Source organism: Rhizobium sp. CB2179 (assembly GCF_057653455.1).
This window is the reverse complement of record NZ_JBYGKR010000002.1, coordinates 194,307-216,103: the sequence shown is the minus strand read 5'-3', so window position 1 is coordinate 216,103 and position 21,797 is coordinate 194,307. Positions and strand designations below refer to the sequence as shown.

At 60.5% G+C, this 21,797-nt stretch carries 19 protein-coding genes; 13 read left to right on the top strand and 6 right to left on the bottom strand.

Going from position 1 to position 21,797, the window contains the following annotated elements; all coding sequences use genetic code 11:
• The first annotated feature begins 8 nt into the window (after positions 1-8).
• The gene (locus tag AC244Q_RS25105) at positions 9-731 is read left to right on the top strand and encodes a response regulator transcription factor (protein ID WP_003562390.1); all 723 of its coding nucleotides are present in this window, start codon (positions 9-11) and stop codon (positions 729-731) included.
• A gap of 54 nt (positions 732-785) precedes the next feature.
• Here the strand turns inward: AC244Q_RS25105 and AC244Q_RS25100 are convergent, their stop codons facing one another.
• Positions 786-2,111 (bottom strand): aminotransferase-like domain-containing protein, encoded by a 1,326-nt coding sequence (locus tag AC244Q_RS25100; RefSeq protein WP_128406666.1) that lies wholly within the window; start codon positions 2,109-2,111, stop codon positions 786-788.
• A gap of 99 nt (positions 2,112-2,210) precedes the next feature.
• On the opposite strand from AC244Q_RS25100, the gene AC244Q_RS25095 reads away from it, so the two are divergent.
• From AC244Q_RS25095 to AC244Q_RS25065, 7 genes are all read left to right on the top strand, one after another.
• Positions 2,211-3,173, top strand: coding sequence for a substrate-binding domain-containing protein (locus AC244Q_RS25095; protein ID WP_017996141.1), 963 nt, complete (start codon positions 2,211-2,213; stop codon positions 3,171-3,173).
• Positions 3,174-3,248: 75 nt separating this feature from the next.
• On the top strand, positions 3,249-4,139 hold the full coding sequence (locus tag AC244Q_RS25090; RefSeq protein WP_128406667.1) for an ABC transporter substrate-binding protein: 891 nt from the start codon (positions 3,249-3,251) through the stop codon (positions 4,137-4,139).
• On the top strand, positions 4,136-5,065 hold the full coding sequence (locus AC244Q_RS25085; RefSeq protein WP_017996143.1) for an amino acid ABC transporter permease: 930 nt from the start codon (positions 4,136-4,138) through the stop codon (positions 5,063-5,065). Before AC244Q_RS25090 ends, AC244Q_RS25085 begins: the two co-directional genes overlap by 4 nt.
• Positions 5,062-5,841: an amino acid ABC transporter ATP-binding protein gene (locus tag AC244Q_RS25080; RefSeq protein WP_017996144.1), complete on the top strand. Its 780-nt coding sequence runs from the start codon at positions 5,062-5,064 to the stop codon at positions 5,839-5,841. The genes AC244Q_RS25085 and AC244Q_RS25080 overlap by 4 nt, the downstream gene beginning before the upstream one ends.
• A gap of 71 nt (positions 5,842-5,912) precedes the next feature.
• Positions 5,913-7,103: a M20 aminoacylase family protein gene (locus AC244Q_RS25075; protein ID WP_128406668.1), complete on the top strand. Its 1,191-nt coding sequence runs from the start codon at positions 5,913-5,915 to the stop codon at positions 7,101-7,103.
• A gap of 118 nt (positions 7,104-7,221) precedes the next feature.
• A complete protein-coding gene (locus AC244Q_RS25070) occupies positions 7,222-7,701 on the top strand; it encodes an MEKHLA domain-containing protein (protein WP_003562398.1) in 480 nt (159 codons plus the stop codon).
• A gap of 133 nt (positions 7,702-7,834) precedes the next feature.
• A complete protein-coding gene (locus AC244Q_RS25065; RefSeq protein WP_128406669.1) occupies positions 7,835-9,952 on the top strand; it encodes a carboxy terminal-processing peptidase in 2,118 nt (705 codons plus the stop codon).
• A gap of 63 nt (positions 9,953-10,015) precedes the next feature.
• On the opposite strand, the gene AC244Q_RS25060 is transcribed toward AC244Q_RS25065, so the two are convergent.
• The 5 genes from AC244Q_RS25060 to AC244Q_RS25040 are packed head-to-tail and all read right to left on the bottom strand — an operon-like array spanning position 10,016 to position 15,404.
• On the bottom strand, positions 10,016-11,041 hold the full coding sequence (locus tag AC244Q_RS25060) for an ABC transporter ATP-binding protein (RefSeq protein WP_128406670.1): 1,026 nt from the start codon (positions 11,039-11,041) through the stop codon (positions 10,016-10,018).
• Entirely contained in the window at positions 11,038-12,009 is a 972-nt protein-coding gene (locus AC244Q_RS25055) for an ABC transporter ATP-binding protein (RefSeq protein WP_128406671.1), read from the bottom strand. The genes AC244Q_RS25060 and AC244Q_RS25055 overlap by 4 nt, the downstream gene beginning before the upstream one ends.
• Positions 12,009-12,926: an ABC transporter permease gene (locus AC244Q_RS25050; RefSeq protein ID WP_012755695.1), complete on the bottom strand. Its 918-nt coding sequence runs from the start codon at positions 12,924-12,926 to the stop codon at positions 12,009-12,011. Before AC244Q_RS25050 ends, AC244Q_RS25055 begins: the two co-directional genes overlap by 1 nt.
• Positions 12,923-13,843: an ABC transporter permease gene (locus tag AC244Q_RS25045; protein ID WP_003562404.1), complete on the bottom strand. Its 921-nt coding sequence runs from the start codon at positions 13,841-13,843 to the stop codon at positions 12,923-12,925. Before AC244Q_RS25045 ends, AC244Q_RS25050 begins: the two co-directional genes overlap by 4 nt.
• A 40-nt stretch (positions 13,844-13,883) precedes the next feature.
• On the bottom strand, positions 13,884-15,404 hold the full coding sequence (locus AC244Q_RS25040; protein ID WP_128406672.1) for an ABC transporter substrate-binding protein: 1,521 nt from the start codon (positions 15,402-15,404) through the stop codon (positions 13,884-13,886).
• A 213-nt stretch (positions 15,405-15,617) separates the two neighbouring features.
• Between AC244Q_RS25040 and AC244Q_RS25035 the strand changes: the two genes are divergently transcribed.
• From AC244Q_RS25035 to AC244Q_RS25015, 5 genes are all read left to right on the top strand, one after another.
• A complete protein-coding gene (locus AC244Q_RS25035) occupies positions 15,618-16,403 on the top strand; it encodes an IclR family transcriptional regulator (RefSeq protein ID WP_128406673.1) in 786 nt (261 codons plus the stop codon).
• Between the two features lie 70 nt (positions 16,404-16,473).
• The gene (locus AC244Q_RS25030) at positions 16,474-17,196 is read left to right on the top strand and encodes a ribonuclease activity regulator RraA (RefSeq protein ID WP_128406674.1); all 723 of its coding nucleotides are present in this window, start codon (positions 16,474-16,476) and stop codon (positions 17,194-17,196) included.
• Positions 17,197-17,622: 426 nt separating this feature from the next.
• Complete coding sequence (locus tag AC244Q_RS25025) at positions 17,623-18,501, top strand: DUF6030 family protein (RefSeq protein ID WP_128406675.1); 879 nt, start codon at positions 17,623-17,625, stop codon at positions 18,499-18,501.
• 95 nt (positions 18,502-18,596) lie between these two features.
• Positions 18,597-20,243, top strand: coding sequence for an acetolactate synthase large subunit (locus AC244Q_RS25020; RefSeq protein ID WP_003562409.1), 1,647 nt, complete (start codon positions 18,597-18,599; stop codon positions 20,241-20,243).
• Position 20,244: 1 nt separating this feature from the next.
• Complete coding sequence (locus AC244Q_RS25015) at positions 20,245-21,636, top strand: aldehyde dehydrogenase family protein (protein ID WP_128406676.1); 1,392 nt, start codon at positions 20,245-20,247, stop codon at positions 21,634-21,636.
• Positions 21,637-21,797: the final 161 nt, after the last annotated feature.

Genomic DNA, 21,797 nt, shown 5'->3' with positions numbered 1-21,797 from the left:
AGGGCGCAATGAAGGTTCTGATCGTCGAGGACGACCCGCTGCACCGGTCCTATCTGCACGAGGCGGTCAACGCGGCTCTGCCGGAATGCGATACGGTGATCGAGGCGGAGAATGGAACCGTCGGCGAGAAGCTCGCCCGCGACCACAAGTCGGCGCATATCGTCATGGACCTGCAGATGGCAAACCGCAACGGCATCGAGGCGGCGCGCACCATCTGGAAGGAGCGGCCGGAGACCCGCATCCTGTTCTGGTCGAATTACTCGGACGAGGCCTACGTACGGGGCGTCTCGCGCATCGTGCCGGATGGCGCCGCCTATGGCTATGTGCTGAAATCCGCCTCCGACGAGCGGCTGAAGCTTGCGCTGCGCTCGATCTTCATCGAGAGCCAGTGCGTCATCGACCGCGAGGTGCGGGGCCTGCAGCAAAAGAGCCTCGGCCAGACGAACGGCTTTACCGATTCCGAATACGAGATCCTTGTCGATATCGCGCTCGGCCTCACCGACCGGGCCATCGCCAAACGTCGGGGCCTTTCCCTGCGCAGCGTGCAGAACCGCCTGCAGCAGCTCTACGACAAGCTCGACGTCTACCAGAGCGCCGGCGACGACCACGAGGACGGCCGCTTCAATTTGCGCGCCCGCGCCGTCACCGTCGCTTTCCTGCGCAAACTCCTGAACTACAGCGCTCTGGAGCGGGCTGAGGCAGAACTGCAGGAATGGCTTGAGGGAAAGTAGTTCCGGACTTGCGCGGAATGAACGGGGATCAGAGACCTGGTGCGGCCCAGCCGTTCACGGCGCATGAGCCAGCGCGATCGCATCGGCGGCTTCCTCGCAGCGATCGCTGAGCGTGCTGGTCGCCACGCGAATATGACTGCTTGGCAGGACGGAGAATTTGCTGCCCGGGTTGACGGCGATATTGCGTGCGGCAAGCGTCACCATCGCGAATGGTTCGGAGACGACGGGCACCCAGAGGCACAGGCCCTGGCTTGGTGGTATCGGTATTCCCCGTTCGCTGAGCGCATCGGCAAGAGCGTCGCGCCTCTGCCGATAGATCTCGCGCGCCTCGGCGATAAGCTGCAAGGTTGCCGGATCGCGCAATAGCCAGGCGGCGGCACCTTGCACGATACGGCTGGTCCAGCCGGCGCTGAAGGAACGGTAAGACTGGATCTGGTCGACGATCGGCGCGGAACTCGACAGAACTGCGAGACGCAGATCCGGGCCGAGGCTTTTCGAGAGTGAGAGGATATGGATCGTCCGCTCCGCAAATCGGTCGCCGAGCGACTGCGGAGGTGCCGCCGACACGTCGCCGACGCCGTCATCCTCGATGATAAGCGTATCGCTGTCTTCCAGCACATCGCCGAGCTGATCGAGGCGGGATGAACTGACCGTAACGCCGGTCACCGAATGCAACCGCGGCTGGAACAGGAAAGCCGCCGGACGTTGCTGCAATGCTTCGCGCAGCGAATCCGGCAGCGGGCCTTCGCCGTCGCAGGCGACAGGGATGATTTTTACGCCGAGATCTTCCAGAATATCGAGCAGCCGCATCCCGGTCGGATGTTCGATCGCGACCGACGAACCCGAGGAAACCAGTGCATGCAATATCGTATAGACGGCGTTGTAACCGCCATTGGTCGCCAGAAAGGCTTCCGCCTCATAGGGCCATCGCTCTGAAACGGCGTCCTTCAACTCAGGGACGATCCGGCTGCGCTCATAGCTGTTGAGGTCATCGACGGACGCGCCATAGGCCATCGCTTCGGCGAGCCGCGGAAGAAGTGCTGCATCCGGCCCGGCTAAGGTGAGGTCGAGCACACCTGCCGCATAATTTCCCGAGCTGGCGAGGCGTTCCGGCTTGGCGACAAAGCGGTCACCGCTGACCCAGGTGCCGTTGCGCCCCCGGCCGCTGATGATCTTCTGCCGCCGCAATTCGCTCCAGGCTTCGGAGATCGTCGCCGGGCTGACATGCAATTCGTAAGCGATATCGCGGATCGCCGGCAGGCGCGTCCCAATGGGCAGGACACCGGCACGGATCAGCGCGCTCGTTTCGAGAGCGATCCCCCTGATACTGCGGTCGGCTATTTTTTCGGCAAACCAGGAGGCTTCGACCGTATCGCCCATTTTTCTCTCACTTTAAATGTTCAATAACGTAATAACATTTGTACTATGCATTTTGAACATTTAATTTGCCGCTCGTCGAGCAATTTTGTGAGTTTTTGCATGCCTGTGACGCTTCGCATCGCCCTCCGGGACTGGGATTACATGACACCGCTCGTCCTCGGAGATGTCAGTTCTTCCCGCCTCGATATCAAAGTGGATCGCGTCGGCACGCTGGTCTCCAGCCTCGCCGATGATGCGGCGCATGACGCCGCGGAAATGTCCTTCAGCCGCTATTCGCAGATGCGTCATGATGGCGATGATCGGGTTCTGGGCATGCCGAACTTCATCATGCGCGGCTTCCGCCATCGCTGCATCATCACCACCAAGGATAGTCCGATCTGCAAGCTCTCCGATCTGGCCGGCAAGAACATCGGCGTGACCGGCTGGCGCGATTCCGGAAACACCTGGACCCGTGCCGCGTTGCGCCGGGAAGGCGTCGGCGTCGAGGATGCCATGTGGTATGCCGGGCGCCTGACGGAAGCTCATCCGATCGCCGACCGGCTCGATGGTTTTGGACGGCCCGGCCGTATCGAGGCTGCTCCCGGCGAGCGTCCGATGGTCGATCTGCTGCTGGATGGCGGGCTCGATGCCGTGTTCACGCCTTTCATGCCGAAGGGTTTCTTCGATCAGGAATCGCCGCTCCGCCAGGTGCTGGATGATTTCCGCGCCGCTGAGGTCACCTACTTCCACGAGGTTGGCTATATCCCGGGCATGCATCTGATCGGCTTCAAGGCTGATATCGTCAGGGAGAATCCCTGGATCATGGATGAACTCAGCGAGCTGATCGACGAGTCCCAGCGTCTGTGGCTGGAAAAGCGTGAGAAATACGCCGACACCACGCCCTGGATGATCGACGAACTGCGCCGCTGCGCGGCCGACCTGCCGCCGAACTGGAACATCAGCGGGCTTGCCGAGAACGAGGCAATGATCGCCGATTTTGCCGAAGAACTTTACGAACAGAAAGTCATGCCGCGCCTTTTGACGCCCGCCGAGTTGTTTCCGTGGCACGCCAAGGCGCGATGAACAAGGCCTGGGGAAACTCTTCGCAGGCCTCATCGTTGAATCACGATTTTCGCAAACCAAAAAAAGGGGAATGACATGCACTCGAAACTGATCGCTTCCGCCGCCCTGCTGGGTCTGATGATGACGACTTCGGTCTTCGCTGAGGAAACGGCCATACCAAAACAGACCGTCAACGACGCGCTTCGCGCCCGCCTGCCGGAGAAGATCCGCACGGACGGCAAGATGATCTCCGTCAACAACGGTTCCTTTCCGCCCTATGAAATCGTCACCGGCACGAAATTGACCGGCGCCAGCGCCGACCTGACCGATGCGATCGGCCAGATGCTCGGCGTCGAGATCGAGCACGAAACCGTCAGTGGACTGACCGCATTGCTCGCCGGCATCAATTCCGGCCGATACCAGTTCGCCTTCGGCCCGATCGGTGACTTCAAAACCCGTGAAGAGGCCAATGATTTCGTCGACTGGGTTCAGGAATACGTGGTCTTCTCCGTCCAGAAGGGCAATCCGAAGGCCATCGGTTCGCTCGACAGCGCCTGCGGCAATCGCATTGCTGTCATGGCCGGCGGCTCCGCCGAAAAGGTGATCCAGGCCCAGGTCGAAAAGTGCAAGACGGACGGCAAGCCTGCGGTCGAAGTGCAGTCCTATACCGACCAGCCGAGCTCTATCCTGGCGGTCCGCTCCAAACGCGCCGACGCCTTCTTCTCCTCGCAGGCACCCTTGACCTATTTCGTGTCTCAGGCAAACGGCCAGTTGGAATTGAGCGGCGTCGGCCAGAAGAATGGCTTCGACGACCTCTATCAGGGCGCCGTGGTGCCGAAGGGCTCGCCGCTCGGCCCCGTTCTGCTCGACTCGATCAAGGCGTTGATGGATAACGGCGCCTATGCCGCCATCATGAAAAAGTGGGGTCTTGAGAACAACATGATCAAGCAGCCCGGTCTCAATCTTGGTGGAGCCCTGCCGAAATGAGCAATGACCGCACGACTGCCGCATCGCCGTCTGGCGGTGCGGACTTCCGGGATGTTGCCCATGCCCACAAGCCCTTTCCAACGGGCCGGCTCCTCTTGTGGGTGGCAGTGCTCCTGATTGCCGCAAACTTCCTGTGGATCGTCGCCCACAACGAGAATTTCGGCTGGCCTGTCGTCGCGGCTTATTTCTTCGATCCGACTGTTATCAACGGCCTTTACGTCAGCCTGGGCCTGACGGTGGTCGCGATGGCCATCGGCATCGTGCTCGGCCTCGGACTGGCGATCGCCCGGCTGTCGAATGACCGGCTCGCTCGGTCGCTGGCATCGCTGTTCATCTGGTTCTTTCGCGGCACGCCGCTCCTGGTGCAACTGATCTTCTGGTACAACCTCTCGACCCTCTTTCCCGAACTTTCGATCACCATTCCGTTCGGCCCGACGCTCGCCAGCTGGGAGACCAATTCGGTGATTACGCCGATGACGGCGGCGATCGTCGGCCTGGCCTTGAACGAAGCGGCCTACATGGCGGAGATCATTCGTGGCGGCCTGCTCTCGGTCGATCGTGGCCAGTTCGAGACGGCGGAAGCCTTCGGCATGACCAAGGCGAGGGCGCTGTGGCGGATTATCATTCCTCAGGCGATGCGCTCGATCGTGCCGCCGACGGGCAACCAGCTGATCAGCATGATCAAGGCAACCTCGCTCGTCAGCGTCATCGCCATGGCCGATCTGCTCTATTCCGTCCAGTCGATCTATAATCGCACCTTCGAGATCGTCCCGATGCTGCTGGTCGCGGTCCTCTGGTACTTGCTTATCACCTCCATCCTCAATCTCGGCCAGAGCTATATCGAGGCCTATTACGGCCGCAGCGAACGGCGCAACAACACCGCTGCCGCCAAATCCGAGACCCTTACCGAGGAGGCAAGCCATTGACCGGTGCCGAAATTGCAAAGCCCCTCGTCAGAGCCCGCAACGTCCACAAGTCCTTCGACCAGCTCGAAGTGCTGAAGGGGATCGACCTCGACGTCATGCCGGGTGAAGTCGTCGTCGTGCTCGGCCCGTCCGGGTCGGGAAAATCGACCTTCCTGCGCTGCATCAACCATCTCGAAGCGATCAATAAGGGGTTTATCGAAGTCGATGGCGAGCAGATCGGCTACCGTCTCCGCAAGGACCGGCTGGAAAAGCTGTCGAGCAACGGGATCGCCAGCCAGCGGCGCAAGATTGGCATGGTGTTCCAGCAATTCAATCTCTATCCGCATATGACGGTGCTGCAGAACATCGTCGAGGCCCCGATCGGCGTGCACGGCGAAAGCCGTAAGGCCGCGACCGAGAACGCCATGCGGCTTTTGGAGCGGGTCGGCCTATCGGAAAAGGCGGGTAGCTATCCGCGCCAGCTCTCCGGCGGCCAGCAGCAGCGCGTCGCCATCGCCCGCGCCCTGGCGATCAAGCCGAAGCTGATGCTGTTCGATGAGCCCACCTCGGCGCTCGACCCAGAACTCGTCGGCGAAGTGCTGGCCACCATGCGCGATCTCGCCAAACAGGGCCTGACGATGATCGTAGTGACCCACGAGATCGGTTTCGCCCGTGAGGCGGCCGATCGGGTGGTGTTCATGGACGGCGGCAATGTCGTCGAAATGGGCAAGCCCGAGGATGTCATCGGCAATCCACAACATCCCCGGACCCAGGCTTTTCTCGCCCGTTTTCTCTGACCGGTGTCAGCTCGCTGCTTCGACCCTCGGGCCGGAGCAATCGTCCTTTTCGACCAATACTGGATGTTTTCATGCCCACGCTCGACAATGCCTATGCCCGCCTTTCCGATTTCGAAGCCATGGAGGCGGAGCTGAAGGCGACCCGCCAGCACCTGCATGCCCATCCGGAACTCTCCTTCGAGGAAGCGGAAACAGCGCGTTTTGTCGCGGAAAAGCTGGAAGGCTGGGGTTATGACGTGACCCGCAATGTCGGCGGTCACGGCGTTGTCGCCCGCCTCAGCGCCGGCAAGGGTAGCAAGGGCATCGCCATCCGCGCCGATATGGATGCGCTGCCGATCGTCGAGGCAACCGGACTTGCCTATGCCAGCGGCACCCCCGGCAAGATGCACGCCTGCGGCCATGACGGCCACACGACCGTGCTGCTCGGCGCCGCCGAATATCTGGCCCGTACCCGCCGCTTCAGCGGCACGGTGACGTTGATCTTCCAGCCTGCTGAAGAGGCGAGCAAGAATAGCGGCGCTCAGGCGATGATCGCCGACGGCCTGTTCGAACGGTTCCCGTTCGACGCCATCTTCGGCCTCCACAACCATCCCGGCGCTCCGGAAGGCACCATCCTGCTGCGATCCGGCCCGATGATGGCGGCGTCGGACACCGTCGAGATTACCATCAAGGGCAAAGGCGGCCATGCCTCGCGGCCGCACCTGACCGTCGACCCCGTGGTCGTGGCATGCAACCTCGTCGTCTCGCTGCAGACGATCATCTCGCGCAACCTCGACCCGACCCAGACGGCGGTCATTACCGTTGGCACGATCCATGCCGGCGATGCCGTCAACGTCATTCCTGAGTATGCCAAGCTCGCATTGAGCGTGCGCTCCTTCGAGCCTGGCATTCGCGACCTCCTGCAGGAACGCATCACCAAGCTCGCCCGCTCGGTATCGGACGGTCATGGTGCTTCGATCGAGATCAACTACGATCGCGGCAATCCTGTCGTCGTCAATACGCCCGATGAGACAGATTTTGCCGGGATCGTCGCGGCGGAACTGGTCGGCGAAGACAAGGTCGCGACCTGCCCGCTCATTCCCGGCAGCGAGGATTTCGCACACTTTCTCGAGCACAAGCCGGGCAGCTTCCTGCGTCTCGGCAACGGCATGAATTCCGCCATCCTGCATAGTCCCAAATATGATTTCGCCGATGCCAGCCTCACGGTTGGCGCAGCCATGTGGGCAAGGCTCGCGGAACGCTACCTCCAGGATGACGCCTGAAGTCCCGGTCGCCAGCTTGACCGCGTCGCATTTGGAGCTTGCGCTTTCTGTAGCGCAAAAGGATTTTGTAGCGAGAACATCACTTCAACATCTCTCGCCGCAATCCAGGATGCGCAGCATGATTGCCAACTACAACGACGCCGGACTCGACCTGTCTTACGATCTCGAATTTTACGCATTGATGGCGGAAAGCTTCGAACGAAGCGTGGGACGCCGCCTGACGCCGGAAGGCCAGGGTGCCGAATGGCTGTATGACCACTCGCCGGCGGTGGTCCTTGCTCACAATACCGACGCCGATCCGCGCTTTATCTACGCAAACCGCGCCGCCCAGGCCTGTTTTGAATATTCATGGGACGAGTTCATCACTTTGCCATCGCGCCTTTCGGCGGAGGCACCCGATCGCGCGGAACGTGACAGGCTGTTGAATACCGTGGCGGCCAACGGCTTTATCGCCGACTACCGCGGACTTCGCATTGCCAAGTCAGGGCGGCGTTTCTATATCGAGAACGCCATCGTCTGGGAACTCGTCGACCGCATCGGATGCCGTCGCGGTCAAGCTGCGACATTCGATTCCTGGAAAGACGTGCAGGCGGATTGAGCGTCGGCTACGCGCGGATATGTTTCCGCCACTTTGCAAACCATGTCGTTTGCCATTTGGTTGCCAAAAAACCATGATTGCGTCACATAGATCGCACATCGACACTCGGCATCAAGAATTGGATCAACGCTGAATGCGCACAGCCTACGTTTTCCTTGGTGCATTTCTTGCAATTGCACAGTCCGCATATGCTGAAGTCGCATCACCGCCTGTTTTGGCGCCGCTAAAGCGACAAGCGCAGGCCGCTGAGTTGAGCGCACAATTTCTTTCGCGGTATAGCTACAAGCCCGTTCCACTCGACGACGCCTTGTCGGCCAGGATCATGGATCAGTTCATCAAGTCACTTGATCCGGACCGCATGCTCTTCCTGCAAGCGGACATCGACAAGTTCATGTCCGATCGCAGCGAGATCGACGATGCGATAGAACGGAAGGACTTGAAGATCCCGTTTGCGATTTTCAACGCCTATGAACAGCGCGTTGTCGACCGCATGAACTATGCGCGCAGCCTGCTGAAGCAGGACTTCGATTTCAGTACGCAGGAAAATTATTCGGTGCTGCGCGATAAAGCGCCGTGGTCGCAGTCGAAAGCCGAGAGCAATGAGCTTTGGCGCAAGCGCGTCAAGAGCGACTGGTTGCGGTTGAAACTCGGCGGCAAAAACGACGCGGCCATCCGCGAAACGCTCGACAAACGTTATGAGAACATACTCGAGCGCGCTTACAAGTTTAAAAGCGACGACGTTTTCCAGTCGTTCATGGATGCCTATTCAACGTCGATCGATCCGCACACGGACTATTTCGGCGCGGCCGCTTCAGCCGACTTCAATGTCTCGATGAAGCTTTCGCTGTTTGGTATCGGTGCCGTGCTGCAGGAACGCGACGACTACACGACGATCCGTGAGCTCGTGCCTGGCGGGCCGGCGCAGCTTTCCGGCAAGCTCGCGGTCGGAGACCGCATTACGGGCGTTGGTCAAGGCAAGGATGGGGCGATCAAAGAAGTGGTGGGCACGCGCCTTGATGAAGTCGTGCAGATGATACGCGGAAAAAAAGACTCCGTCGTGCGGCTGGATATCCTGCCGGCAGATGCCGGAGCAGATGGCACGCATCGCGTCATCAGCCTGGTGCGCGATAAAATCAGTCTCGACAAGCAGGCTGCCAGGAAGACTGTGCTGTCCGTGAAGGCGGGCGACGCCACGCGTAAAATCGGGATCATCACGCTGCCGGTATTCTATGAGGATTTTGAAGCCAAGCGCAAAGGTGACCAGGATTACAAAAGCGCAAGCCGCGATGTCGCCAAGCTTCTCGACGAACTGAAGGAAGAAAAGGTCGACAGCGTTCTGATTGACCTGCGCAACAATGGCGGCGGTTCATTGGACGAGGCGATTGATTTGACCGGTCTCTTCATCGGCAATGGACCGGTCGTTCAGCAACGCGGCAGCGACGGCAAGATCGAGGTCAAAAGCGCTGAGCTTGCAGCGCCTGTCTGGGCAGGCCCGATGGGTGTCCTGATCAATCGCGGCTCGGCGTCGGCTTCAGAGATTTTTGCCGCGGCCATCCAGGATTATGGTCGAGGCGTGATCGTCGGCGAACCCAGTTTCGGGAAGGGCACCGTTCAGACCGTCGTCGACCTTGACCAGATCGTCCGCAACAGCAAGCCTGAGTTCGGGGAGCTGAAAGTGACGATTGCCCAGTTTTTCCGGGTCAACGGCGGTACGACGCAGCTGCGCGGCGTGACGCCTGATATCAGCTTACCGGGACTTACCGATCCCACGAGCTTCGGCGAGACCAGTTATGACAATGCGCTGCCGTGGGCGCAGATCAAGCCCGCGAATTACACGCCCTCCGACACTGTCTCGACGTTGCTGCCGACATTGCAAAGCCGCCATGATGCGCGGGTTAGAAGCGATCCGGATTTCCAACGCTTGTTAAAAGACCTTGCCGACCTCAAGGCACAGCGCGAGAAAGGGGTTATCTCCCTCAATGAAGCGGAACGTCGCAAAGAAGCGACGGCTCGAGAGAAACGGTTCAAGGATCGAGCGCAAGTGAGCGATGGCGAGGATCCGGGTGGAGATGATGGTCTGGAGGCAGGCGAGCGCAGCCTGAGCGCTGATATTGCCATCGAGAATGCTCGCAAGAACGCAAAGGACGTCCTGCTCGATGAAGCCGCCGCCATTCTTGCCGACGAGGCGGATTTGCAGCAAGGCGGGCTAAAGGCAGCCACAAAACAAACGGGAAACACGAACGGAAAATAATCGTCGCTGACCGGCGCAACGGTTGCGCAGCTTTGCGATCACCTTGGCATAATGGGCCTGGCTTCAGTTCCCTTCAAGGCGAGGGACCCATGCAGTGTCCAATTCAGGCGCTGTGTTGGCGATTTCCGGATCGGCGTGATGACAGGCGGTCAGAAGACCTGGGGCCGCCGTTCGCGTGGTCAGGGCAGGCTCCTGTTCTGCACAGATCGACGTCGCTTTCCAGCAACGCGTTCGAAAACGGCATCCGCTGGGCGGATTTGCGGGGCTCGGCAGATCTCCCTGCAGAACGATACGCTCGCGCTGCGCACGACGCCTCGGATCCGGTGTCGGGACCGCCGACATCAGTGCCTGCGTGTAGGGATGGGCCGCAGCGCTGAAGATCGATTGCTTTGGCCCCGTTTCGATGATCTTGCCGAGATACATGACCATCACACGGTCCGAGACATGCCGCACAACGGCGAGATCATGCGCGACAAACAGCATCGCCAGATTGCGCTCGCGCCTCAATCCGGCCAGCAGGTTGATCACTTGCGCCTGCACCGAGACGTCGAGGGCCGAGACAGGCTCGTCGCAGACAAGAAGTGTCGGATTGAGCGCGAGAGCGCGGGCAATGCCAAGGCGCTGCCGCTGGCCGCCTGAGAATTCCGCGGGATAACGCTCCGCATGCTCGGCGCGCAGCCCGACGGATTCGAGCAGCTTGACCGTCTCTTCACGCCAGTTGCTCTTGGGCACGACCCCGGGGTGCAACGCCCAGGGTTCGGAAATCAGCCGGTCGACCCGCATGCGGGGATTGAGCGACTGGTAGGGGTCCTGGAAAACGACCTGCATCTTGCGGCGCAATTCATGCAGCCGCCGGCCACCGGCTGTCGTAATGTCCACACCGTCAAGCAAAGCGCTGCCGCTTGTTGCCGGTCCAAGCTTCAAGAGCGTCCGAACCAGCGAGGTTTTGCCGCAACCGCTTTCGCCGACGAGGCCGAGCGTCTCTCCACTGGCAATCTCGAAGCTGACATCGTCGACGGCGCGCACCGGTGCAGAGGAGCTACCGAAGTGCCGGGAGAGGTTTTGGACCTTGAGCAGAGGTTCGATCATACTGGTGATACCGGGAAGTGGCAGGCGGCCTGGCGGCCCGGCCCTACGGTTTCAAGAGAGGGGACGACCTCGGCACAGAGCCCTTCGGCGCGTGGACAGCGCGTTCTGAATGCGCAGCCGGAAGGCAGGGCGACAGGATTGGGCGCGGAGCCGGGGATCGGCACCAATTCGTCTTCATCCGTGTCCATGCGCGGCTGCGAGGCAAGCAATCCGACGCTGTAGGGATGGCGGGCATCTTCGAACAGTTCGAAGACGCTTGCGGTTTCGACGACGCGGCCGGCATACATGACGGCAACGCGATCGGCGAGTTCGGCGACGACGCCGAGATCATGGGTAATGAAGATCATGCCGGCATCGCTGCGTTTGCTGATAGTCTCCAGAAGATCAACCACCTGCGCCTGGATCGTCACGTCGAGCGCCGTCGTCGGCTCGTCTGCGATGATGACATCCGGTTCCAGTGCCACGGCCATGGCGATCATGATGCGTTGGCGCATGCCGCCCGAAAACTCATGCGGATATTGTCTGGCGCGGCTTTCAGGGTCGGGAATGCCGATGGCCGTCAAAAGGTCGATCACGGCTTTTTCGACACCACCTTCCGGAGTACGGCCGTGGATGTGGAACATTTCGGCGATCTGCCAACCCACGGAATAGACCGGGTTGAGCGCTGCGAGCGCATCCTGAAAGATCAGGGCGATCCGATCGCCGCAGAGATCGCGCCGCTCGTTTCGCGAGAGCTGCAACAGCTCGACACCGTCGAAACGGATCGATCCTTGATTGATTTCGCCCGGCGGGTTGGGAACGAGATCCATGATGGCCGATGCGGTCACCGACTTGCCGGAGCCGCTTTCGCCGAGCAGCGCCAGAACCTCTCCACGCTCGAGCGAGAAGGAGACGCCGTTGAGCGCCAGGATGCGGCCGGCTGCCGTATCGAAACTGACCTGCAAGTCCTTGACTTCGAGAAGAGCCATCAGCGCCTCCGGCTGACAAGTCGCCAGTGCTGCGACGGGTCATTGACGATCCGGAACCAGTTGGCGAGGAGATTGAAGGACATGGTCGTGAGCATCACAGCCAGACCGGGAAAAAAGCCCAGCCACCAGGCGGATGACAGATATCCCTGGCCCTGCGCCACCATCAGGCCCCAGCTCACCGCAGGTGGCTGGATGCCGAGGCCGAGATAGCTCAGCCCGGATTCGAACAGCATGACCATGGCGAGATTGACCGAGGCGAGCGTCAGCATTGTCGGAGCGACGCTTGGGAGAATGTGATTGCGCAATATCCAGACAGCCCCGCCGCCGAAGGCGCGCGCCGCATCAACGAAAAGCCTCTCCCGCACCTCCAGAGTTTCAGCTCTTGCGACGCGGATATAGGCCGGCATGCGGGTAACGGCGAGCACGATGATGAGGTTACCGACGCTCGGGCCGAACAGGTAGAGCCCGAAGAGCGCCACCAGCAGCGTCGGGAAACCCAGAATGATGTCGCAGATCCGCATGACAAGGTTGCCGATGATGCCACCGAAGTAACCGGCGATCACGCCGAGCAGCGTTCCGCCGATCAGGCTCGTCAGAACGGTCACCAGCGCTATGCCGATCGTCGTCGATGCCGCCTGGATGAGGCGAACGAGGAGCGGACGCCCGAGAGCGTCGGCGCCCAGCCACAACGTCCAGGACTGGCCGAAGTCGAAGGGCGGCAGGTTGCGCGCCTTTAGCGAAATGCGGTTTTCGCCCAGCAGCGATGATGCATCCGCAAGAATGGCAAGGACGACGATCAGCAGCCAAATTGTCGCTGCGACCGCCATAGGGTCACCCGCGAGCGCACGCATGAACCACAAGATGCGGCGGCTTCGGCGCTCGCGGGCAGGGAGGACGTCGGCGGAGGTGCTGGTCATTCGACCCTCACACGCGGATCGATCGATGCATAGAGCATATCGACCAGGATATTGATGACGAAGATAACGACGGCGACCGCGAAGATCGATGCCTGGACGATCGCGAAATCGCGCTTCAGGATGCCGTCGATCAGCAGCTTGCCGATGCCGGGAAACCCGAAAACAACCTCGACGACGCCACCGCCGCCGGCGAACTGGGCGGCGAGGTCACCGGTCACGGTCACCGCGGGCAGGAGGGCATTGCGCAGCGCATGCACGAAGGTAACCCGGCCGCCGCGCGCGCCCTTGGCCCGCGCAGTCCGGACAAATGTCGCGTTCAGTGCTTCGATCATCGAGCCGCGGACGATCTGCACCAGCGTCCCGAACGGTCTGGCAAAAAGACAGGCAACCGGCAGGATCCAATAGATCGGACCGCCGAAACCCGATGTCGGCAGAATGCGCAAGGTGACGGCAAATAGCAGAACGCCCATCAGCCCGAGCCAGAAATCCGGCACGCTGGCCGCTGCCTGCGACAGCACGTTGATGGCCCGGTCGATCCAACCGCCGGCATTGACAGCGGCAATCGATCCGATGATGACGGCGGCGATGAAGGCCAGGGTCAAGGCAATGGCACCGAGCGCCAGCGTGTTCGGCAGCGCCTCCAGGACAACGTCCATGGCCGGGCGGTTGTGCCAAAGCGACGTGCCGAAATCGAGGCTCAGCATATCCCCGGCCCAATCGAGGAATTGCCACGGGAGGGAACGATCGAGGCCGAGACGGACGCGCATGGCTTCGCGGGCGGCATCCGAGGCATCGACGGGCAGGTAGAGATTGACGGGATCGCCCGTCAACCGCACGAGGAAGAAGGCGGATGTCATCAATGCTGCAAGGGCGAGTGCCGCAAAGGCCGCACGTTTCAGGAAGTAGGTGAAGGACATCCGCTCTCCTCAAGGGACGTTCGGCAACCAGTCTGCGCCGTCAGCGGTAGCTGATCGATTTAAGCTTGATCTCGTTGCCGGCCTGCACATCGGGCGTGTAGGTGACGTTCTCGGCGACGCGGGCAATCGTGACCATGTGGAACAGCGGCACGATATTGACCGCATCGACGGCGATGTAGCTGAAGGCCTCCTCGAACAGTTTCTTGCGTTCGTCGCCGGTTGCCTTCGACGCGTCGGTAATCAATGTGTCGAGTTTAGCATCGGCGATGGTCGACTGGTTGCCGTCGGTGGTAAAACGGTTCGGCAGCGTGAATACGGCGTCGCCTTCGGTGTTGTCGATCTGCGTCTGCAGGATCGACGGCTGACGTTCCTTGTCCCAGGGCTTAAGAAGCTTCTTCAGCCACGGGCTTGTTTCAAGCATTTCGAGCCGGGCATTGAAACCTGCATCCGCGAGCATCGCCTGAATGGCTTCCAGGCTTTCGGACGAATTGGGATAGATGCCGATGCGGCCGTAGATGACGATTTCCTTGTCAACCGGCACGCCATCGGCTTTCGCCGCGGCGAGCAGGGACTTCGCTTTTTCGGGATCATACGTCCAGACGGGGATGTCGGGATTGAAGCCGAAGACGGACGGCGGCACCGCCTGCATCGCCTTTTGGGCATCCTGGTGGAAGATGGTGCCGACAAGTCCGTCCCGGTCGATCGCAAGATTAAGGGCTTCACGCACGCGTTTGTCGTTGAGTGGCGCAATTTCTGCGTCGATCCTCAGCAGCGAGGTTTCGGCGTTCGGGAAGGCATGATCCTGTTCCGTCGTGCCGTCCTGGGGTGCTATTTCATAGGCGATCTGCGCTTCACCGGTGGCGACCATTGCCGCGCGAACAGCGGATTCGGCGCGCCAGATGATGGTTGCGTTCTTGATCGCCGGCTTGTCGCCCCAATAGCCGTCATAGGCCACGAGGTCGACCGATTGCCCGGGCGTCCACGCTGCAAGCTTGTAAGGTCCGGTTCCGGCCGGGGAGCGCGACTTGCCGTCGTTCGGGGTCGCCGGCGAACCGATGTCCACGGCGGACATCTTGTTCGGCAGGATCGGCTCGACGATATCCGTTTTGATGAGGAGGGTGGTGGGGTTCACCGCTTCTGCATTGAACTTGACGCCCTTCAGCGTCGCAAGTCCGACTTCGCAGGCCAGTGCCGGATCCTGCGCCCGCTTGAGAGCGGCAACGACTGCACTGGCATCAAACGCCTTGCCGTCGTGGAAGGTGACGTCGTCGCGGAGCTTGAATTCCCAGGTCAGCTCGTCCACTTGCCGCCAGCTGGCGGCAAGGCTCGGGACGACCGATCCGTCGGCCGGGCTCAGATTGACCAGCGCTTCGGTGATGTTGTTGTGCAGAATGCGAGAATTGCCCGAAAGGTCGGTGTCACAGGGATCGAGCGACTTCGGTTCGTCGGTCACCACGACCGTCAGCTTATCCGAGGCAGCGTCGGCGCGAATTGCGCTGCCCGGACCCAGCAGAAATGCCAGTCCGATGCTCAGCGCACCAATTGCCTTCATCTTCTTCATGAAATCCCTCCTCCAGACCAAACGAGCGGCATCCTGTCCATCGCAGTGCCGTCTTGTGAAAACCACCCGGTTGAGCACCGCCGCAGCGGTTATCCAAATGGCTTTACTTCCTCCGCCAAGCGCGTAGTGTCAAATGTGACACTTACGCCGCCAAGCATGCTCGCTCGGTCCGGCGATGTCAATATTATAATTCTCATATGGAATTCTAAGTTCATGATTGAACCAAAGCATGGCTCACCCATCGTCGAAAAGACCGCCCACCTGCTCGAGGCAGTCGCCGATGCGAGGACGGGAATTTCCCTGGCCTCGCTGGTTGATCAGCTTGGAGTTCCGCGTTCGACCGTCTACCGGATCCTCAATTCATTGGCCGCGCATGGGCTTGTGGCGCGGGTGAATGGTGGAGCGTCCTACGAGCTGGGGCCAAAATTCGTCGAGCTTGCGCGCCGCATCTCGCCTGGCGCCGACAGGGCAACGGTGATCGAGGCGGCAAGGCCGATCCTGACGGCTGCGGCTGACCGCATTTTCGAATCCTTCAGGCTGGCCGCCCCCGAAGGCAACGAGATGATGACGATATTTGCAGCCTCCAGTCCCGGCGATTATTCGCTCTTCATCAAGGTCGGCAGTCGCTCGCCTAAACATGTCGGCGCCGCCGGCAAGCTCGCGCTTGCCTATTCAGACTACGGTGACATCGAGGCCTATTGCAGCGTCGGACTGGAGGGAAAGACGCCATATACGATTACCGATCCGGAGGCGCTAAAGGAAGCACTCGTTGAAATTCGGCGCAATGGATGCGCTGAGGACAACCAGGAATCCAACCTTGGCCTCCGGGCCTTTGCCGCGCCTGTCTTCGATTCCGAGGGTCGACTTGTGGCAACGATCAGCGTCCCGTTTATCGGTGAAGCCACCCCGGACAGGGCGCGCGCAATCAAGCGCGAGGTTGTGGAGGGTGCCGCCATCTTGACAAAGGCGATTAATGGCAAACAGCCTTTATCCAAATAAGAAACATAAAATTCTCTATTGAACTATTTTCGCGTTATGCTAGAGCTTCCACCGGACAATGGAGGATCTCATGACTGCTTTGGACCCATCAGTTTACGAAAAGCTTTTGCGGACGAATTCTGCAAGTCTCAGCACTCTGTTGCTGAAGCGTGGCCTGAAGAACACCGCGGTTCGAGGCGTGCGGCCGCTGGCGAGCGCCGGCAGGCCGATGATCGGCCCAGCCGTCACCGTACGCTACATCCCCGCGCGCGAAGATATCGACGGTTCGACTTACAGTTCGGATCCATCCAATCAACAGCGCAAGGCCATCGATACGATCCCCGACGGCCATGTTCTCGTCTTGGATTGCCGCTCCTTGGCGGAAGTCGCCGGCATTGGCGCCATGCTCGCCCGTCGTCTCGTCTATCGTGGCGCCGTCGGTCTTGTGCTCGACGGCGGCGTCCGCGATACGGCCGATATCGCGCAGTTGGGCCTCCCGACCTACTGCATGGGACCGGCAGCGCCGGCGAACCTGGTTGCCCACCACGCCTCGGACATGAACCAGCCAATCGCCTGCGGCGGCGTTGCCGTTTACCCCGATGACATCATCTTCGGCGACAGCGAAGCGGTGATCGTTATTCCGCGGGAATATGTCGACGACATTGCCGAAGAAGCCGTCGCGATGGAGGAGCAGGAAGAGTTTCTCAAGCTGGAAATCGAATCAGGCAAATCGACCTTGGGCGTATACCCGCCCAACAAGGAGACCCTGGAGCGTTATCAGGCCTGGCGCCAAGCGCGTCATATGACCGCATGACACCATTGCTTCAAAGCATTGTCTAAGGCTGCGTCTGCTCGCAGACTAACCCCTGCGTTGCTTCTTGTGAAACGCTCGACGTTGCTGCCGACATTGCAAAGCCGCCACGTGAATATTAGGGGACGAGCGCCATCCACTGGGGTTGATGCTTGACGCTCCACTCACGCGACTTCACACTTGCAGCGTCGAAGGTGAGTCGGACAGACTGTACCGTTTTTCGCATCCGTTGCTCATCTCAGGGGGAGTCGTCAGCAGAGCTGATTGGTCAACGCGCCGACCGACACCGGTTGGTCGCAAATAGGATCAAGAGTGATTGAGCTCGAACTCACAGCCGCTCCTGTTTGCTTGTGAGGTCGCGCCGTGGATAAAGTGCCATCAGCAGTCGATCCTCCTCGAGACAGCCCGCCTTGGCACCGGAATTTCTCAATGCCGAGGAACCGCTGGTCCCTGCTTTGGCCAGGGCTTTTGATATTAATTTTGCTTCTTGCAGGCACCGTCGTTTTTTACCGTGAAATCCATCACCTCGAAGATCCGGTCGGCCCCTTCGAAAATCGAACTGTCAATAAGGCTGCCCGATCATCTCGCATCGCCGCCCGCCCTGATCCAGCGGCTCCTTCTCCCCTCCCGTCGACGCCGATACCGCTGCAGCTGATCGAGGTCCCGAAGCTGGAGTTGGCAAGTCAGTTTCTGCGGATGTGGCGCGTCTCGGGGTCGAACTTTTGCGCTGCTCTTCGAGAAGCCGGCGTCGATATGAGCGAATGGAAAGCCGCATCGATGCGCAATCGCAGCTTTGAGTGTTATTTTCAGCGGATCTACGAACGCGACGAGGTGCGTCCACTCAGCTCGACCTTCGTTAAGGTTCGTGGAGATGAAATGGGCGATATTCTTGAGATCCGCGCCAAGATCATCGGGCCGACGACCGACGCCCAGGGACGTCTCTCCCCGGCCACCCTTCGCATTTTCGAGATCATCGTGAAGCAGGCGTGCTGGCGTGATTTCGAGGATACTCTTGCCTCGATCCGAAACCTTCAAAACGTTGAATCCGAACGATTCGGCTCCTATCTCAGCTTCACGCGCGAGGCCGGCGGCGCAAATATCTTCAATTTTGTTCTTGGTCTTAAGGCAACTTCAAATTCGCAGGTGAAGACCAAGTCGTATTTTTCGACTGAGCGCTGGCTCCAAATGCCCGCAGTGCTCCGGCGAGCTTCCTCCTCAGGGAGCGCTCGGGAACGTCCATATCAGCCAGCGCTCGATGACGGCGCAAGCACCCGTCACGGTCCGAGATCAAGCTGGAACTGCGGCTGAAGCCGCCGAACGCATGGACAGCCCCGGAAAAGAACATATCTTCGAAGGACCTTCCTTTCTGGAAGTCTCAAACCAAACAGCACGGGCACACATCCATGACCAAAGGCTCCGATCTTCTAGTGGCAGCGCTTGAAAACGAAGGTGTCGACCGCATTTTCGGCATTCCCGGCGAAGAGAACCTCGACGTCGTCGAATCCATCCGCAAGTCGTCGATTGAGCTCGTGCTCACCCGGCATGAACAGGCGGCGGCATTCATGGCCGCGACCTATGGCCGCCTGACTGGAAAGCCCGGCGTCTGCCTGACGACGCTCGGGCCGGGTGCCCTCAACCTCTCGACGGGTGCCGCATATGCCTTGCTCGGTGCGATGCCGATGGTGATGATCACCGGTCAGAAGGGGATCCTCTCGTCCCGCCAGGCACGTTTCCAGGTGGTCGACGTCGTCGCGTCGATGAAGCCGCTGACCAAGCTCGCAAGGCAGATCGTGTCGCCGCAGATGATCCCGACGACGGTCAGGGAGGCGTTCCGCATAGCCCAGGAGGAAAGGCCGGGTCCGGTCCATCTCGAGCTTCCGGAAGATATCGCGGCCGAGGAATGCCAGGAGGTGGCGCTGATTGCGCCGCATCAGCTCGAATTGCCGACGGCAAGCGACGCGGCTCTCGACCGCGCCGCTGCACTCATTGCCGCAGCCAAACGTCCGCTTCTGATGTTCGGGGCCGCCGCCTCTCGTCCACGCTCGACATCGGATATTGCGCAGTTTGTGATCCGTACGCGCATTCCGTTCTTTACCACCCAGATGGGGAAGGGAACGGTTCCCGGCGGAACCGAGCTTTATATGGGCACCGCCGCGCTGTCGGAGCGGGATTATGTCCATGAGGCCATCGAACAGGCCGACCTGATCATCACGATCGGCCATGATACCATCGAGAAGCCGCCGTTCATCATGGGCAAGAGCGGCCCGAAGGTCGTCCATATCGGATATCAGCCGGCGACCGTCGAGCAGGTCTATTTCCCGCAATCCGAAGTCATCGGCGACATCGGCCCCTCTCTGAAGGCGCTGGCCGATCGCCTCGAGGGCAAGCTACCAAACGCGCAAGCGCTTCTTCATCTGCGCGAGCGCATTCTCGAGCGTATCGCCGCGCGGGCGACGGAGGATCGCTTCACGCCACAGCGGCTGGTTCACGATATAAGAGAGGTGATGCCGCATGACGGCATCCTGGCGCTCGACAACGGCATGTACAAGATTTGGTTCGCGCGAAACTACCGGACGCGGATGGCGAACACGCTGCTGCTCGACAACGCTCTTGCGACGATGGGAGCCGGGCTGCCGTCTGCGATGGTTGCCTCGATGCTCTACCCGGAGCGGCGCGTCATGGCGATCTGCGGTGACGGCGGCTTCATGATGAATTCCCAGGAACTCGAGACCGCCGTCCGGCTGAAACTCAATCTCGTTGTCCTCGTGATCGAGGACAATGCCTATGGCATGATCCGCTGGAAGCAGGCGGTGGACGAGTTCCCGGATTTCGGGATGACTTTCGGCAATCCCGACTTCGTGAAATATGCCGAATCCTACGGCGCCAAGGGAACCAGGGTCGACGATATCGGCCAGTTCAAACAGGTTCTCGAAGAGGCGTTCGCCGGAGGCGGCGTCCATCTGGTGAACGTTCCTGTCGACTATTCGGAGAACGAACGCGTGCTGGTGAAGGAGCTTCGTGAACGGCTCCCCCAGATATTGGAGGCCTGAGATGCCGCTTGCCATGACGGTCTACCAGGCGTTCGACCGCGAACCGATTGCAGAGCTGCCGGCCGATGACGCGGCCGCACTCGAACGCAAGCTTCAGATCGCCGCCAACGCCTTCGCCGATCGCGACGGCTGGCTGCCCGCGCATCAGCGGATGGCGGTCCTCAGAAAGGCGTCGGCGCTTTTGGAGGAGAACCGCGATCGTTTTGCGATGATGATCGCCCGTGAAGGCGGCAAGCCGCTGACGGATGCGATCATCGAGGTGACGCGCGGGATCGACGGCCTCCTCAATGCGGCGGACGAGCTGCGCAATTTCGGCGGCAAGGAAATCCCCATGGGGCTGACTGCGGCCAGCGCCAACAGATGGGCTTTCACCACCAAGGAGCCGATCGGCGTCGTGGCGGCGATCTCGGCCTTCAACCATCCGCTCAATCTCATCATCCACCAGATCGCGCCGGCGATCACGGTCGGCTGCCCGGTTATCGTGAAGCCGGCGGCAACGACGCCGATTTCCTGCATCGAGATCGTCAAGCTGTTCTGGGAGGCAGGTCTCGATGAGCGCTGGTGCCAGACCCTCATCACCGAGGACAACGCGCTTGCCGAAGCCTTTGCAACCGATCGCCGCGTCGCGTTTTTGAGCTTCATCGGTTCCGCCAAGGTCGGCTGGTACCTCAAGGGCAAGCTGCCGCCGGGGACCCGATGCGCGCTTGAGCACGGTGGAGCGGCACCCGTCATCGTCGACCGCAGCGCCAATGTCGATGCGATCGTCGGCACCATTGTCAAAGGTGGCTATTATCACGCCGGGCAAGTCTGCGTGTCGGCCCAGCGTCTCTTCGTGCATGAAGATATTCTGGCTTCCTTCACCGAGGCTCTCGCTGCCAGGGTGGCAGCTCTGCATGTCGGCGATCCCACGCTTATGCAAACCGAGGTAGGGCCGCTCATCCTGCCACGCGAGGCAGACCGCGTCGCCGCCTGGATCAAGGAGGCGACGGACGCCGGAACCAGGCAGATCGGCGGCGGTCGGATGTCCGAGACGACACTTCTGCCTTCGGTTTTGCTGGACCCGCCTACTGAAGCGAAAGTATCCATGCTCGAGGTCTTTGGACCGCTGACCTGCGTCTACGGCTACCGCGACCTCGACGAAGCGATCGGCATTGCCAACTCGCTGCCCTATGCCTTCCAGGCGAGCGTCTTTTCCGCCGACATAGCGATTGCTCTCAGGGCGGCAAAACATTTGGATGCATCGGCCGTTCTCGTCAACGACCACACCGCGTTCCGCACCGATTGGATGCCTTTCGCCGGACGCAGACAGTCAGGATACGGCGTCGGCGGCATTCCCTGGACGATGGAAGAAATGGCCGACGACAAGATGGTGGTATTCAACCAGGTGACTTAGGGGCGGCGATCATGGGATCAACCGTTCGATTTCCATCGGCAGGTAAAACCCTTGGATAATAGACGATGCCTTCGCCGCGTGGCGGGTCACCGCGTCTGCCTAATTCTTGTAGGGCTACGGGATGGGTGTCGTGCACCGCCCAAAATTAGACAAACATTGGA

What these genes read in the sequence shown, in the direction of transcription:
- AC244Q_RS25105 (WP_003562390.1), top strand. Translation starts at nt 9, where the DNA reads ATGAAGGTTCTGATCGTCGAGGACGACCCGCTGCACCGGTCCTATCTG.
- AC244Q_RS25100 (WP_128406666.1), bottom strand. Translation starts at nt 2,111, where the DNA reads ATGGGCGATACGGTCGAAGCCTCCTGGTTTGCCGAAAAAATAGCCGAC.
- AC244Q_RS25095 (WP_017996141.1), top strand. Translation starts at nt 2,211, where the DNA reads ATGCCTGTGACGCTTCGCATCGCCCTCCGGGACTGGGATTACATGACA.
- AC244Q_RS25090 (WP_128406667.1), top strand. Translation starts at nt 3,249, where the DNA reads ATGCACTCGAAACTGATCGCTTCCGCCGCCCTGCTGGGTCTGATGATG.
- AC244Q_RS25085 (WP_017996143.1), top strand. Translation starts at nt 4,136, where the DNA reads ATGAGCAATGACCGCACGACTGCCGCATCGCCGTCTGGCGGTGCGGAC.
- AC244Q_RS25075 (WP_128406668.1), top strand. Translation starts at nt 5,913, where the DNA reads ATGCCCACGCTCGACAATGCCTATGCCCGCCTTTCCGATTTCGAAGCC.
- AC244Q_RS25070 (WP_003562398.1), top strand. Translation starts at nt 7,222, where the DNA reads ATGATTGCCAACTACAACGACGCCGGACTCGACCTGTCTTACGATCTC.
- AC244Q_RS25065 (WP_128406669.1), top strand. Translation starts at nt 7,835, where the DNA reads ATGCGCACAGCCTACGTTTTCCTTGGTGCATTTCTTGCAATTGCACAG.
- AC244Q_RS25060 (WP_128406670.1), bottom strand. Translation starts at nt 11,041, where the DNA reads ATGATCGAACCTCTGCTCAAGGTCCAAAACCTCTCCCGGCACTTCGGT.
- AC244Q_RS25055 (WP_128406671.1), bottom strand. Translation starts at nt 12,009, where the DNA reads ATGGCTCTTCTCGAAGTCAAGGACTTGCAGGTCAGTTTCGATACGGCA.
- AC244Q_RS25050 (WP_012755695.1), bottom strand. Translation starts at nt 12,926, where the DNA reads ATGACCAGCACCTCCGCCGACGTCCTCCCTGCCCGCGAGCGCCGAAGC.
- AC244Q_RS25045 (WP_003562404.1), bottom strand. Translation starts at nt 13,843, where the DNA reads ATGTCCTTCACCTACTTCCTGAAACGTGCGGCCTTTGCGGCACTCGCC.
- AC244Q_RS25040 (WP_128406672.1), bottom strand. Translation starts at nt 15,404, where the DNA reads ATGAAGAAGATGAAGGCAATTGGTGCGCTGAGCATCGGACTGGCATTT.
- AC244Q_RS25035 (WP_128406673.1), top strand. Translation starts at nt 15,618, where the DNA reads ATGATTGAACCAAAGCATGGCTCACCCATCGTCGAAAAGACCGCCCAC.
- AC244Q_RS25030 (WP_128406674.1), top strand. Translation starts at nt 16,474, where the DNA reads ATGACTGCTTTGGACCCATCAGTTTACGAAAAGCTTTTGCGGACGAAT.
- AC244Q_RS25025 (WP_128406675.1), top strand. Translation starts at nt 17,623, where the DNA reads ATGCCGAGGAACCGCTGGTCCCTGCTTTGGCCAGGGCTTTTGATATTA.
- AC244Q_RS25020 (WP_003562409.1), top strand. Translation starts at nt 18,597, where the DNA reads ATGACCAAAGGCTCCGATCTTCTAGTGGCAGCGCTTGAAAACGAAGGT.
- AC244Q_RS25015 (WP_128406676.1), top strand. Translation starts at nt 20,245, where the DNA reads ATGCCGCTTGCCATGACGGTCTACCAGGCGTTCGACCGCGAACCGATT.